Origin of the sequence: Streptomyces tamarix, assembly GCF_032423885.1 — a bacterium.
Classification (GTDB): domain Bacteria; phylum Actinomycetota; class Actinomycetes; order Streptomycetales; family Streptomycetaceae; genus Streptomyces; species Streptomyces tamarix.
The window spans coordinates 55172-70060 of the sequence record NZ_JAWCTQ010000014.1; the positions used below are offsets into that span (position 1 = coordinate 55172).

Annotated in this window: 9 protein-coding genes and 1 pseudogene; 7 read left to right on the top strand and 3 right to left on the bottom strand. The window is 71.7% G+C overall.

All coding sequences use genetic code 11. The features are described from left to right. Positions 1-382: 382 nt before the first annotated feature. Both RND61_RS13600 and RND61_RS13605 read left to right on the top strand, forming a co-directional pair. Positions 383-1561 (top strand): Cmx/CmrA family chloramphenicol efflux MFS transporter, encoded by a 1179-nt coding sequence (locus RND61_RS13600; protein ID WP_315878176.1) that lies wholly within the window; start codon positions 383-385, stop codon positions 1559-1561. Positions 1562-1985: 424 nt separating this feature from the next. Beyond that, on the top strand, positions 1986-3200 hold the full coding sequence (locus tag RND61_RS13605; protein ID WP_315878177.1) for a glycosyltransferase: 1215 nt from the start codon (positions 1986-1988) through the stop codon (positions 3198-3200). 271 nt (positions 3201-3471) lie between these two features. On the opposite strand, the gene RND61_RS13610 is transcribed toward RND61_RS13605, so the two are convergent. Further along, positions 3472-5070 (bottom strand): hypothetical protein, encoded by a 1599-nt coding sequence (locus RND61_RS13610; protein WP_315878178.1) that lies wholly within the window; start codon positions 5068-5070, stop codon positions 3472-3474. A gap of 213 nt (positions 5071-5283) precedes the next feature. Then, positions 5284-6498, bottom strand: coding sequence for a metal-dependent hydrolase family protein (locus tag RND61_RS13615; RefSeq protein WP_315878179.1), 1215 nt, complete (start codon positions 6496-6498; stop codon positions 5284-5286). A 469-nt stretch (positions 6499-6967) separates the two neighbouring features. Between RND61_RS13615 and RND61_RS13620 the strand changes: the two genes are divergently transcribed. From RND61_RS13620 to RND61_RS13640, 5 genes and pseudogenes are all read left to right on the top strand, one after another. Continuing rightward, complete coding sequence (locus RND61_RS13620; RefSeq protein ID WP_315878180.1) at positions 6968-7612, top strand: tryptophan 2,3-dioxygenase family protein; 645 nt, start codon at positions 6968-6970, stop codon at positions 7610-7612. Positions 7613-7723: 111 nt separating this feature from the next. Then, positions 7724-9052 (top strand): amidase family protein, encoded by a 1329-nt coding sequence (locus RND61_RS13625; protein WP_315878181.1) that lies wholly within the window; start codon positions 7724-7726, stop codon positions 9050-9052. A 53-nt stretch (positions 9053-9105) separates the two neighbouring features. Beyond that, positions 9106-10443, top strand: a complete 1338-nt coding sequence (locus RND61_RS13630; RefSeq protein ID WP_315878182.1) for a pyridoxal phosphate-dependent aminotransferase — start codon at positions 9106-9108, stop codon at positions 10441-10443. After that, positions 10433-10816, top strand: a complete 384-nt coding sequence (locus RND61_RS13635; RefSeq protein ID WP_315878183.1) for a carboxymuconolactone decarboxylase family protein — start codon at positions 10433-10435, stop codon at positions 10814-10816. The genes RND61_RS13630 and RND61_RS13635 overlap by 11 nt, the downstream gene beginning before the upstream one ends. Positions 10817-11036: 220 nt before the next feature. Beyond that, positions 11037-11420, top strand: a pseudogene (locus RND61_RS13640) (VOC family protein). A 168-nt stretch (positions 11421-11588) separates the two neighbouring features. Here RND61_RS13640 and RND61_RS13645 read toward each other — a convergent pair. Next, entirely contained in the window at positions 11589-14696 is a 3108-nt protein-coding gene (locus tag RND61_RS13645; RefSeq protein WP_315878184.1) for an amino acid adenylation domain-containing protein, read from the bottom strand. Positions 14697-14889: the final 193 nt, after the last annotated feature.

The window sequence follows — 14889 nt, forward strand, 5'->3', positions numbered from 1 at the left end:
GCCGCTTGCCGGGCCGCCTCCCCGCCCCGCCCGTCCGCCGCTGCGCCGCCTCCCCGCCGTGCCGCCGTGGCGCGCGCCGCTCCGGTCCCCTGCCCCCTGCCCCCTGCCCGCTGCCCAGTTGTTGCGGCGCATGACGTGGCTGACCCAGGCCGTTGCCGGTGAAACCGGGGTGCCTCGGCGGACGTCGGTCGGGTAGCGTGCGGGCCATGTCGAGTCCTGAGTCGGACGAGGTGGGGGCTTTCGGTCACGCCGTCAGCCCCCTGAACCACTGAACTCGTAGCCCGTCGTCGCGCCGCTTCCCGCGGTGGGACGAGTGTGCGCTGGGGCTGGCCGCGGTGACGAGCCGACCTTCTCGTACCTCTCCTCACCTCGGAGCCACTCGATGCCTCTCCCGCTGTATCTGCTCGCCCTGGCGGTCTTCGCCATGGGCACCTCGGAGTTCATGCTCGCCGGCCTCTTGCCGGACATCGCTTCGGACCTCGACGTCACCGTCGGGACGGCGGGCACGCTCACCTCGGCCTTCGCGATCGGCATGATCGTCGGCGCCCCCCTGGTGGCCGCGCTCGCCCGCAACTGGCCCAGGCGCTCCAGCCTCCTGGGGTTCGTCCTCGCTTTTGCGGCAGCCCACGCCGTGGGCGCCATCACCACGAGCTTTCCGCTCCTGTTCGCCACCCGGATCGTCGCCGCGCTCGCGAACGCGGGGTCCCTCGCCGTTGCTCTGACGGCCGCCGCCACGCTGGTTCCGCCGGACAAGAAGGGACGTGCCCTGGCCGTCCTGCTGTCGGGCACGACGGTGGCCACGATCGCCGGTGTCCCCGGCGGGTCGGTACTCGGCGCGTTGCTCGGCTGGCGGGCCACCTTCTGGGCTGTCGCCGCGCTCTGCCTGCCCGCCGCCCTTGGCGTTCTCACCGGGCTCCCCGCGCGCCGTGAGCGGAGCGACGCGGCTGACGGGCCGGCCCTGCGGGCGGAACTCGCCCAACTCGCCAGGCCGCGGTTGATCCTGGTGATGCTGCTCGGCGCGCTGGTGAACGCGGCGACGTTCGCGAGCTTCACCTTCCTCGCCCCCGTGGTGACCGGCACCGCCGGGCTGAGCGAGCTGTGGATCCCCGTGGTCCTGGTGCTCTTCGGTGCCGGTTCCTTCGTCGGCGTCACCGTCGCCGGGCGGCTGTCCGACCAGCGCCCCGGCCTGGTCATCACAGTCGGCGGTCCGGTGCTGCTCCTCGGCTGGCCGGCCCTGGCCGTGCTGGCCGACGAGCCGGTTGCCCTGTTCGCTCTCGTGTTCGTGCAGGGCGCGCTGTCGTTCGCGCTGGGCAGCACGCTGATCACCCGGGTCCTCTACGAGGCCGCGGGAGCCGCCACCATGGCCGGCTCGTACGCGACCGCGGCCCTCAACGTCGGCGCCGCCGTCGGCCCCCTCATCGCCGCGACCGCCCTCAGCACCGCGGCCGGGGACCTCGGGCCGCTGTGGGCAAGCGGGCTCCTGGTCACTGTTGCGCTGCTCATCGCGTTCCCCCTCCGCACCGTGGTCACGGCCGGCCGAGGCGCCGGAGCACTCCGGTGACGCATGCGAACGCCCCCTTGACCATCGAGGGACGCCGAAGGCTCGCAGAGCGCTGCCGCAGCCACCCGTCCGCTGCCGGGCCGGTGCTCCGTCGCGCCGAGCTCGCCACTCGCCTGCCGCTGTGCCGTCTCCTCTCCATGCCGCCGTCGCGCGCTGCTCCGGCCCACGGCCTCGTCCGGCCCCGGTGCCCGGTTGCCACGCGGGCGTGCCGGCCCCGGCCGCCACGCCCGTTCGGCACCTGGCTTCGTTCACGCCCCCCGAGGCGGACGCACGCGGCTTTGAGCAGCACGTTGACGTGGAGGTGTTCGCACGTTCATGAATGACGGCAGCACATATCGGCTCGGGGGGCAGCAGTCGGGTGGGCTGAGGGACTCCTGCGGCATGTGGGGGTGGCCGGGTGGCATCTGCCGAGGAGGATCGTTCCATGCGCATTCTGATCATCACCGCCGGTTCACGAGGAGACGTCGCGCCCTACACGGGCCTGGGGCGACGTCTGCTGGGCGCGGGCCATCAGGTCGCCGTGGCCGCTCACCCCTCCTTCGAGGCACTCGTCGGCGGGTGCGGTCTCGACTACCGGCCCGTGCCGGGAGACCCGCAGGGGCTGATCCGGGACTGGGCCCGGGCGACGTCGCGGGAAGAGACCCGGGCGCTGACGAAGGCGTACGCGAACGGGCTCGCCGACGGGGTGGCCCAGGCCGTGGCGGGCGGAGCCGACCTGCTGCTCACCGCCTTCGGCCCGGCGCCGCTCAGCCGGACGGCCGGCGAAGCGTTCGGCGTCCCCGTCATCGGCACCTACCTCGCACCGTCCTTCGCCACCGAACGGTTCCCGCTGCCCAACGCACGGAGTACCGAGGGCCTGGGGCCCAAGGGCAACCTCGCCGCGGGCCGGGATGTGCTGAGGCGTGCGGAAGGGCTCTTCGCCGACGCCGTCACCCAGTTGCGGACCCGCTTCGGGCTGCCCGCCGGTGCGCCCTCGGCACCGGTGGACATCCGGCCGGTCTTCCACGGCTTCAGCCCGCTGGTGGTGCCACGCCCCGAGGACTGGCCGTCCTGGGTGGAAGTGGCGGGCTACTGGTGGCCCGCGCGGCCGGACGGCTGGCACCCCCCGGCCGAACTGGTCGACTTCCTCCGAGCCGGTCCGCCTCCGGTGTTCATCGGGTTCGGCAGTATGGCGGCGGGGCAGGGGGAACAGCTCAGCACGCTGGTGGCCGCGGCGGTGAAACGGGCAGGCGTGCGCGCGGTGGTGCAGGCGGGATGGGCCGAACTGAGCGGCTGCGGCGACGACGTCCTGACCGTCGGCGACGTCCCGCACGACTGGTTGTTCCCGCGCACCGCCGCCGTCGTCCACCACGCCGGAGCGGGCACCACCGCAGCCGGCCTGCGGGCCGGAGTACCCGCCGTCCCCGTCCCCGTCATGGCCGACCAGCCGTTCTGGGCATCCCGGCTGTACGAACTGGGAGTCGCCCCGCGGCCCCTGCCGTTCCAGGACCTCACCGCCGACACCCTCGGCAACGCGATCACCGCCTGCCTGTCCGAACCGGCCCACCGCCACCGCGCCGCCGAACTCGCCCGCCGGATCGCCGCGGAGGACGGCACCGCTCCGCTCCTCGCCCACATCGGCACGGGAGACACCGCCTGAAGCCGCGTCACCGTGCAACTGTCCCAGGCCACCCGAGGCACCCCGCCACATCCGGTGCCGCAGAAACACGCGGACAAATCGGACACCACCGCCCCGCCGCCCCCCGTCAGTTGACCGGACCGCGACCTCATGGCTGACGGGGCCGCCGTTGTGGAGCCGGTGAACGGCGCCTCAGCTTCCCACCCGGTGCCGCTTCCCTTGGACCTCAAGATCCCGGTCTCCAGGTGTCCACGATCAAGGGGAAGCTTCCCGTGGAAGACGTGGCGTCCCGTCAGGTCGCGGGCACGTCCTGCGTGGTGATGGCATCGAGCAGTTCCGCGACGTGCCGAGCGGCGGCGGCAGGGTCGTGGCCCGTCGCGGCGATCATTCCCCAGTGGCGAGGCACGCAGGCGAGGGCCCCCATCCGGCCACCCGGGGGTGGCATTGACCGGGCGGTGGCGGCCATGCGCGTCAGTGTCTGGTCGGCGGTGGGGCACAGTACTCGTGTGGCGGCGAACCGGTGGACGGCTCCCTCACTCCTCGCGGTGCGCTGGAAGGCATGGAGGCCGGCGGCGCCGTGCGCGGAGAGGTTGAGGTCGATGGCCGCGGTCAGTACGGTGTCGCCGAACCGGCCGCCGATCCGGCCCACGGCGAAGTCGATGCCGCCGGCGGACAGTCCTCGGTAGCTTCCCTCCCTGAGGCTGGCGGGACCGCGGAAGGCCTCGCGGAGGGCGATCAGTGCCTCGCGGATCCGGCGGTAGGAGTCGGCGGGCAGGCCGAGCGCGCGCCACGAGGGCTCGTCGAGGGAGATGTTGCCCTGCCACGAATAGCCTTTCAGCACCTGGAGGGTCAGACCGTCGACGAGTTGCCCGAAGTGGAAGTGGCCCGACACCGCCAGCGGTGTCGTGGTCTCGCCGAGCCGCACGGGGAGGTAGTCGACCCACGCCTCCAGGAGGTAGTCGTCCTCCAGCGCGTGGGCGGCCTCGGCCTCGGCGGTCAGGCGCTCGGTGTCGGTCAGGTCGAGGCCGCCGACGACACCGATGCCGTCGCCCGCCGCGCTGGGTTTGAGTACCGCGGTGGACAGGTCGTAGCGGTGGCGCAGCATCTCGGCCGCCTCCAGCACCTGGGCGACGAAGACCTCCCGGGAGACCCCCTCGCGCGGCACGGTGTACCCGGGAAGCACGGGTATCCGCAGGCCGAGGCGTCGATGGGCTTCGCTGAGTCTCTGCTCGGCGGCGAGGAGTCCGACTGCGGACGTCCCTTCGACGGGGATGCTCCGGGCCGCCGTGACGGTCGGGTGCAGGGGGCGCTTGCGGTTCCACCGGGCGGCGATCACCGGGGCGTTCGCGTCGGTGAGCAGGCGGGACAGACCGCATTGGCGCTGGAGCCACAAGAGGAAGACCTGCATCTCCAGATCCAGGGCGTACAGCCGGACGACGGCCTGGGGGTGGTCGCGCAGCCACTCGATGACGTCCCTGAGCGGAGTTGCCGCTCCCTGCTCGTGGGCGCCGGCCATGGCGAGCAGGGCCTGGCTGAGGTAGTAGTGGTCGCGGTCGCCGATGTCGACGGAGGGGACGCCCCAGTGGGCGACCGCCTCGGCCCACGGCGCCGTGCGTCCGACCGAAAGATCGTCCGCCGTGCCGAGTGACACCGACCGTGCCTCCACGTACGTGGGGATGTCGTGCGCGCGGCCCCCGGCCAGCAGTGCCGCCAGTTCGATGTCGAAGGCGCGCAGGGTCGGGGTGGCGGAGTGGAGGAACAGCGAGGGACACGCGCGGGGCGGTGGCATGTCGCACGGGCGTATCCGCTGCCGAGCGGCGCGCGGGACATCGGAGTGGTGCGTTCCCAGGAGCCGTTCGGCGTAGGCGGAGACCTCCGCAGGGGTTTTCACGCGGTGTCCGGTGAAGAAGTTCACCCACCACACTTTCCGGCCGTCGCCCACGACATGAAACGTCGGTTCTACAGGAACAAGCATGGGGCGCTTTCCTTCCTCCCGGCGAACGGGCGCCGGAGCACTGAAAGGGCCCGTATCCGGACGAAAATTCGGTGCGGTGTGCGGTCGGCATCGCGCCGACGCCTCCCGCCTCCCGGTGATTCCGTTTCCTCACATGTCGCAGACGCGCCCGGCCTGTACGACCCGGAAAACCTGGCCGATCGCGTGGATGTCTTGGAACGGATCTCCTTTGACGGCCACCAGGTCCGCGACGGCTCCCGGTGCGATCCTACCGAGATCGGGAAGGCCGAGCATTTCGGCGGCGGTGCTCGTGGCTGCGCGCAGAGCCCGCGAAGGAGACATGCCGTGCTTCACCATCGTCGGGAGCTCTCTCCAGTTCTCGGAATGCGGGAACATGCCCGCGTCGGTTCCGAAAGCGATCTTCAACCGGCTCCGGGCGGGCAGGAGCAGGGTCTCGCGCAGGCCCTCCGCGTGCCGTTCGATCGTCTCCCGCATGACGGCGGGGCGCCCCTCCCAGTAGGCGTCGTCGTCCAACTTCTCCAGGACGAGCCAGGCCATGTACTGCGTGGGCACCAGGTACGTGCCGGCCTTCTCCATGCACCGGAAGGCGGTGGGGGTCGCCAGGCTGGCGTGCTCGACACTGCGCACCCCGGCCCGTACGGCCCGGATGACCGACTCGTCGTCGAAGGCGTGCACGGCGGTGGGCAGACCGCAGTCCCTGGCCGTGGTGACCAGGGTGGTCACCTCGTGCTGGCTGTAGGCGGTGGTCGTCGGCCCGTCCGCCGGCGACGAGAACCCCCCGCCGCCCGCGAACTTTATCCAGTCGGCGCCCGCGCGGACCTGGCGGCGCACCGCGCTGCGCAGTTCGTCCGGCCCGTCGGCCACGGCGCCTATCTCCAGTCCGTAGCGCTGCGACAGGTTCGGGCTCTTGTCGGCGTGGCCTCCGCGCGCCGAGATGATGTTGGGGGCGACCACCATGCGCGGCCCCACGACTATGCCCTCCTCGATCGCCCGCTTCAGCGCGGTGTTGAGCGGCTGTCCGGAACCGCCCAGGTCCCGCACCGTGGTGAAGCCGCCGGCCAGCAGGGCCCGCAGGCTCTCCAGCGCCCTGAGGACCTGGTAGGCGGCGGGCTGCGTGTCCAGGCTCTCGTCCAGCGTGTGCACGTGGCAGTCGATGAGACCGGGCAGCAGCGTGCAGTCGGGGAGTTCGACCAGCTCGGCGTCCCGGCCGTGCCGGACCTCGCTGCCCACCTCGACGACGCGTCCGTCGCGCACCAGCACTCCGACGTCGGCGACGGGCCCGTCTGCGACGCCGTCCCACACCCGCGCCGGGCGGAGGTACAGGGCCCGGTCCGCGGCACGCACGGCTCACTCCCCGCCGCGGACGGAACGGCCGTGCCGGTCATCGCACGGGCTCCGGTCCGTCCGCCGCGACGGCGCACACCACAGAGGCGTTGGGCTCTCGTACCGCATGGACACCCTTCCGTCTCCGGATTCACATCGAATAGATCTCAACATACTCAGGTTCGGGTCATCGCGCCGCCCGCCGCAACAACAATCGCGCCCGCGGGTCGCTCTTCCGTGAAGTTCCCGGCGTCAAGGTCCAGTAGCCGTCGACCAGAGCCACGGTTAGCATGGCCATGAATACGTCCATTTATCAACCGATCGTCCTTTCCTTCGGCCGATGGGGCGCCCAGACCTCTTCCGGATTTTCCAGTTTCCTTTTGAACGGTTTCGCCTGGGAACAGCTTCGCAGGGCCGGTCAGGTCACCGGAACGGACAAGGACTCCCCGCACCGGTCCGAATTCCCGACGTCTACCGGAGTAGGAGACGCATGGGCACCGAGTACAGCCGCTACCTGAGACTCGACCAATTGCTGGAACTGCAGCAGCCGGCAACCGGACCCGAGTTCGCGCGCAGACGCAGCAGCGAGCACTTCTTCATCGTGGTGCACCAGGCTTCCGAACTGCTCCTGAAGCAGCTCCTGGCGGACCTCCACGCCGTGACCGCGGAGCTGCGAAGGTCCCGGGTCGACTGGCCGCTGGTCCACGAGAGCCTGGAGCGCGCCGACGCCCTGGTGACGGCATTGAAGGATCTTCTCCGGCTGTTCGACCATCTCTCCGTGGACGAGTTCGCGGCCTTCCGGCCGGCGCTGGGAAGCGCCAGCGCCGGCCAGTCGCACCAGTTCTCCTCCTTCCTTTCCTCGATGGGGATCGGCGGGCACCCCAGTCCGCTCACCGCCACGCTGCGTTCCGCCGTACGAGGGGAGAACACGGACTCGGAGGAGTTCGGACGGGCCGTGCGAAGCCTGCGCGGGCTGGCGTCGAGCGTGGAGGAGTGGCAGCGCCGGCACATCGCCGTCGCGGAGCGGTTCATCGCGGACGCGCCCGGGACCGGGGGAACGGCTGGTGTCGCCTGGTTGCGGCGGCGACAGTGCCCGGCGCTCCCGGACCTGCCTCAGCTCTCCTCCCCGTCCTGACCCGTCGGCCACCCCGCGGTGCCGACGAGACCCCGGGACGGGAGGCGCGAGGGGAGGTACGGCCCCGTCCACGGGGCCGTACCCGCCAGGACGTCCGACACAGGAGCCGAAATGCCCGCAGACAGCCGCCGTATGGCCCGGGTACCGCAGCGTGCGTGGGCCCTGTCCGTCCTCCACGCCTTCACGGCCCTGTCCCCCGTTCCGAACGGGGCGGCCGAACCCGGTGCGCCGCGCCATCGACCGGCCGGGCCCCTGGAGGGCATGGCACTGGCGGTCAAGGACAACATCGACGTCGCGGGCCTCCCCACCACCGCCGGAACCCCGGCCCTACTGGGAAACGTCCCCCGTTTCGACGCCCCGGTGGTCTCGTCCCTGCGCCGGGCGGGAGCCTTCGTCGTCGGCAAGACCAACATGCACGAACTCGCGTGCGGGGCCACCAGCGACAACCCCCTCTTCGGCCGCGTGCGCAATCCGCTGGCGACGGACCGCACGGCGGGCGGCAGCAGCGGGGGCACCGCCGCCGCGGTGGCGGCCGGGGTGGCGGACATAGGGTTGGGAACCGAGACCGGTTGCTCGATCCGCGTCCCGGCCGCCTTCTGCGGACTGGTCGGCTTCCGTCCCACCACGGGTGCCTATCCCCGCCAGGGCGTGGTGGCCCCCACCCGTACGCACGACACCGTCGGTGTCATGGCGAGGACCGTGGCCGACGTGGCCGCCGTCCACCGCGTCCTCACCGGCGACCAGCGTCCCGACCCCGGGCCGCCCCGGGCCGTGCGTCTGGGAGTCCCGGAACACCCGTACTGGGACGGCATGCCCGCCTCGCTCGTCCGGGCCGCGCGGGACCGGCTGCGCCTGCTCCGGGACGTCGGGGTCGAACTGGTCGACTGCGCCGTGCCGCCCCGGGTCGTCGACCGCGTGCCGCGGTGCAGCCGTACGATCGCGCTGAACGAGATACCGGACGCCGTCGACGACTACCTGCGGGCGCGGGGCCTGCCCCTCCGCTTCGACGACGTCGCCGCCCGCATCGCCGGCCGCGACGTGGTGGCTTTCCTCCGTCCGGTCCTCCGGCACGGCGTGGACCACGACGCGTACGCCCGCGCGATCACGGACGACCGCCCACGCATCGCACGCGCCATGGAACGGCTCCTCGACGCGCACGGTCTGGACGCCCTCCTCGTGCCCACCGCCCCGATGCTCCCGCCGCGCCTCCTGCCCGGTCAGTCGGTCTGGTTCCGCGGTCGTCCGCGCAACGCCTTCGTGACGCTCCTGCGCAACAGCGACTGCTCCAGTCTGCTGGGCTGGCCCGCCGTGACGGTTCCGGCCTTCCGCACCCGCCGCGGGCTGCCCTTCGGCATGGACCTGCAGGGACCGGTGGGCACGGACGGCCGCCTCCTGGAGATCGCCGGACTCTGCGAGCGTCTCTGGCACCCCCGCCGGTGACCACCCGGCGAAGCCCCCCACCCCCGCCTCCGTCCCCTCCAGGAGCACAGCCGATGCAACCACTGACCGACGTGTTGGGCCCGAAGCGCGACGACAACCCGTACGGAGACGTACAACTGCTGCGGGAGTACCAGGGCAGCGGCGGCGACCCGGACTCGCTGCTGTACCTCAGCCTCGGCGAGACCTGGACCGAGACCGCCCCCGGCCTGCGTTCGGCCCTCGCCCGCCAGGTCCCGACGTACGCCCACGGCTACCTGCTGACCCCGTACGGCCTGCCTGCCCTGCACACCGTCCTGCGCGACTACGTCACCAGCACCCACCGCCTGGAGGACGTCGACCGGGAACGCTACGACACCGCAGTCGTCCAGAGCGGCACCCGACAGGCCATGTTCGACCTGGGCCGCCTGCTACTGGCCGACCACCACGACGGCTCGCACCCTCCCGTGCTCTTCTGCTCCGGCCCGGGCTGGGACTACCCGGGCGTCTTCGGCGGCCTCGGGTTCCAGGTGGCCTACTACCCCCTCGCCGCGGAGAACGCCTACCGGCCCGACCCGGGCGGGATCGCCTCCGCCCTCACCGAGGCGCACCGCTCCGCCCCCCGGTCCGCCCGGCTGCTCGCCCTGAACCCCCAGCACGACCCCACCGCGGTCGACTGGCCTCCCGATGCCATGCGGGCGATCATCACCGCCGCGGTGGAAACCGGAACCGCGATCCTGCTCGACGACGCCTACTACGCGCTCCACGACCCGGGGACCACGGCCACGAGCGGACTGCGGCTCCTCCTGGAGCACACCGCCCGCACCCCCTGCACCGCTCCCTGGCTGGCCGTCCGCACGCTCGGCAAGCAGTTCCACTGCAACGGCTGGGCCATCGGCGCCATGACCAGCACCCGGGAAACCCTCACCGCGCTGGTCACACGCATGCGCGACCAGCACAGCCTCACGTGTGCCCTACCCCTGCAGGCGGCCATGGCCGTGTGGCTGGAGGACCCCGCTGCCGCTTCGTTCGTCGAGCGCCTGCGCGTCAGGTACGCCTCCGGGCGCCGCCGCCTGATCGACCGGCTGGTCGGTGACCTGGGGTACCCGCGGGACTCCCTGGTGCCCGGCACCTGCACCCCCTTCCTCCGCGTGCCGGTGCCTCCCGCCTACCGCGGCCGCGCCCGCGACTACCGTCGCGCCGGAATGCTCCGAGCACACGTCCTCCTCGGTGAAGGCAGCATGACCCCGGCGGAGTCCCTCACCCACGAGAAGGACTCCTACGTGCGCTACTACCTCGGTCACCCCTCCGAGGTCCTCGACCGGGCCCTGGACCGCCTCGGCGAGGCCGGCCTCGGATGGGACGCGGAACCAACCCCTCCCTCCGGCACCGAAGGAGACGACCATGACGGATGAGACCCGGCACGACCGCATGCGGCGCGGGCGCGCCCTGATGAACCAGGTGAACCCCCGGGGCGGGGAGCAGATGCTCCGCGAGTTCGCCGGCCTGGCGCCCGACTTCGAGGAACTCCTGCTCGGTTTCGTCTTCGCGGACGTCTACGACCGCCCCGTCCTGTCACTGCGCGAACGCCAGTTGATCCGCATAGCGGCGCTCACCGCTCTCGACGCCGGGGAAAGCGCCGCCAAGGCCAACCTCTCCTCCGCCGTGAACCTGGGCATTCCCACCAGGGACATCGTCGAAGCCCTCCTGCAGACACTCCCCTACGCCGGGTTCCCCCGCGTCATCACCGCCCTCGAATACGCCAAGGACGTGCTCGAAGACCGGTGACACGCCAGAGGCGGGCCCACGCCGGGAACAGGGGGTTCCCGGGTCGCGCCCCTTCCCCGCCCTTCAGGCGTTTGCCTGCCGGTCCGTTCCCGCGCCCACCGACCCGGTCGCAACCCGGCCGACGGGGACCCGCCACCGGTTCGCGAAGGCCGTGTGGATGGCTGCCCCCGCCGGGCGTCCGCGGCCGGGTCCGTCACGCCGTCTCCGTATAGTGACGGCCATGGCATGCCGCATCAGCGAACTGGTCATCGACGCCGCGGATCCCGACCGGCTGGCCGCGTTCTGGAGCGACGTCCTCGGCTACGTCGAGCTCGAACGGGAGGCCGACGGGAGCATCGCGATCGGCCCGCCCGACACCGGCTTCGGCGGCCCGCAGCCCGTCCTCGTCCTCAGCCCGACCAGCGACCCCCGGCCGGAGAAGCTCCGACTGCACATCGACGTCAACGCCACCGACCGCGACCAGGACGCCTAGCTGGAACGCCTGCTCGCCCTCGGCGCCAGGCCCGCCGACGTCGGCCAGACCGGCACCGAAAGCTGGCACGTCCTGGCCGACCCCGAGGGCAACGAGTTCTGCCTCCTGCGCACCCGGCTCAAGCCCCTGTGACGACGGCACCCGTCTCCCGCCCGGCCGCGGGAACGGGACGGGGCGGGAGCGGGCGAGGCCGCCCGCGCATTCCTGTGACTGGGGTGGTCACGCAGTGCGTCTACGGGCTTCGTCGTGCCGAAGGGTCGGCCCGCCCTCGGTGGCGGGGTCGGACGGGTCGGAGAGGGCTCACCGGCGGGCGCCGGGGAACGCGCCCGGAGGAGCGAAGAAGCCGCTGCGGCGGAAGTACCCCACGTACGTATCGATCATGTGGGCGTCGACGGGCGGGCAGGTGATGCCGCTGGCCCTGAGGGCGTGCTCGGCGTTGGTCCGGCTGAACGTCGGGAAGGAACCGGCGCAGTACGTTTCCAGTACGGAGCGTCCGTCGGGAGCGGCGGGCTCCGCGAGGAGGGGCAGGTAGGGCGCCATGGGGTGGTCGCGGTCCGCGGCCACCCGTTCGACGAGGCGCTCCACCCACACGGGGTAAGGCTGGGTTTCGACGGGGTACCCGGCGGTTCGCAGGCGGTCCACCAGCAGGGAAAGGCGTGCCTCGGCCGGGTTGTCGAGGTGGTAGGCGCGGCCGTCGGGTCGTTCGTGCGTCAGGATGTGGGTGAGGGCGTCGGCGGTGTAGTCCACCGGTACGAAGTTCAAGGGGAGCTCCACGTCGGGAGCCGTTCCGGTCTCGGCGATGGTGCGGAACAGGGCACACATCATCGTGTCGGTGTTCCATGTTCCGTCGGAAAGGTTCCCCGTGATTTCGTAGGGCCGGTAGACGGCGGCCGGGAGGCCGCGCTGGGACGCCTGGGCCACCAGGCGCTCGGCCACCCATTTGCTTTCCGTGTAGCCGAGCAGGAGGTTTTCCGGGTGCGGGAGCGGACTTCCCTCGTGAACCGTGCCGTCGGGTGCCGGGTCGGCGCTTGAGAGGACGGCGATGGTGGACACGTAGTGCACGGGCTTGGGTCGCGGCCCTCCTGCCAGGTCCAGCACCGTGCGCGTGCCGGTGACGTTCACCGGTTTCAGCGTTTCGTACGGGTAGGAGAAATTGACCTGGGCCCCGTTGTGAACAATGAGGTCCACGCTTTCGGAGAGCTGTTCCCAGACGTTTTTCTCAAGCCCGAAGCGGGGCTTCGCCAGGTCGCCCGGGACGGGCACGACCACGTTTCCACAGGGTTCCGGGTCCAAGCCGTAGCGGCGCATCCGGGCTGCGATCCGGGCGCGCGCCTCCAGGGAATCGCGGGCGCGCACGAGGCAGAGGACCGATTCGGCCCCGGCACGGCTCAGGCGGTCGATGAGGTGGACGCCGAGGAATCCGGTGCCGCCGGTCAGCAGGACCGTGAAGGGAGGGGCCGGGGGGCGCGCGGGTGCGGCGGCGAAGTGGAGGGAGGCGTCCAGAACCGCTTCGCCCGCGAGGTCGGGCCTTTCGCGCCCCGGGTGCCCGGCATCCAGGAGTTCCCGTACGTGGCGGGCGTAGGACTCCACAGTGGGGTCGTCGGCCAGGCTGTGTATCAGGGCGTTGCCACCGGCGCTCGGTATGCCCAGCCTCTTCTGGGTGGTGGAGGCCACCTGGGCGGCCCGAAGGGAGTTTCCTCCTGATGCGGAGAAGTAGTCGTCGCGACGGGGCACGTCGACATCGAGGACATCGGCCCACACCTCTGCTACGACACGCTCCGTGGAATTCATCGGCGAATCGCCGGCCGGTCCGTCAGGTGAGTCCTCTCGCCGCTCGTCCGTCATCTCCAGCAGCCGCCTGCGGTCGACCTTTCCGCTTGGAGTGAGAGGGATCTCACGCACGGTGTCGACGCGCCTCGGCATCATGTACCCGGGCAGGCGGTCACGTGTGTACGCGAGGAGTTCCGAAGCGATGCCTTCGGTGGCGGAACCGGGGGCGAGGACGACGGCGGCGGAAAGGTGTTGCCCATTCCCTTCGCCCCGTACGTCCACTGCGGCTTCGACGACCTTCGGGTGCGAGGACAGCGCGCTTTCGACCTCGCCGAGTTCGATGCGGTACCCCCGTATCTTGATTTGACGGTCCCGGCGCCCGCAGTACTCCAGGTTGCCGTCCGGACGCCAGTAGGCCAGGTCGCCCGAACGGTACAGCCGCGCTTCCGGGTCGGGACCGAAGCGGTCGGGAACGAAACTCCGGGAGGTGATGTCCGGAGCACCCAGGTACTCCAGGGCGACGCCGTCACCACCCAGCCACAACTCGCCGACCTCCCCGGGCTCCGCCAACTCGCCGTCCTCGCGCACCACGTAAGCCGTGGAATTGGGGAGCGGGCGGCCGATCGGGACGGAGGAGGCACCGGGAGGAAGGTCCTCGATGCGGTGGGCGACGCACAGCACCGAGTTCTCCGTCGGTCCGTATCCGTTGAGGAAGAGCCGGGGCCGGCCGTGTTCCAGGACCGCCCGCGCCGAGGAGGGGCTGACGACGTCGCCTCCGGTGATCAGGCAGCGCAGGTCGCGGAACATCCCGGGCCGCTGCTGCACGTGCTGGTCGAAGAGCCCGGTGCTCAACCACATGACACTGGCGTGCTGGTCACGAAGCATGCGGTGCAGGGCCTCCGTGCTCAGCGGGGTCGCGGGGGCGGGCACGATGAGGCACGCGCCGTTGAGCAGGGGACCGAACATCTCCAGGCACGAGACGTCGAACGTCAGGCGGGTCGTGGCCAGCAGCCGGTCGTCAGGCAGGATCTGCAAGTCGCCGCCGCTTTTGACCAGGCGGACCGGGCCCCGGTGGGGGCAGACGACGCCTTTGGGGGTGCCGGTGGATCCGGAGGTGTACATCACGTAGGCGGGGTCCGTCGCCCGCCGTCCCACGGCCCAGCGCCGGTGGCGGTCAGGCTCCGGGTGCGCGGACAGTTCATCGGTGGTGACGCACCGGCAGAGCCGCCGTACCGGGTCCGGCACGCGGCCCGGGGCCGTGATGACGTGGCGCGTGCCCGCGGCGCGGAGGAGGGTTTCGAGGCGGGAGGTCGGGGCGGACGGGTCGAGCGGGACGAATGCGCCGCCGGCCTCCAGGACGGCCAGGACCGCGGCGACCGCCTCCGGTGAGCGCTCCAGCAGGACGCCGACCAGGTCGCCGTCGCCCACGCCGTGCGCGCGCAGGGACGCCGCTCCGCGGCGTACACGCGCGTACAGCTCCCGGTAGTTCCAGCCGCCGCCGTCCCAGACCACCGCGGGCGCGTCCGGGCGTCGCTGCGCCTGCTCGGCGAAGAGGTGCGGAATGAGAGCATCGCGGGGGTAGTCGACCGTGGTGTCGTTCCACTGGGGCGGTATGCCCCGCGACCGTGCTGGGACCATGAGAATTCCCCGTCCGTGCGATCGGAATGTTCGTGCACGTGGGTGCCGGGCGGGCGGCTGCGGGCAAGCGGGGCTCTCGGAGAGAAGCGGTCAGCCCACCCGGCGGCGTCCGGCGACGCGTGGGCCGGTATGCCGCGGATACGGGGCGTCGCCGCAAGGGCAGATGTCGTGCCCCTCCCACAGTAGAGGCACG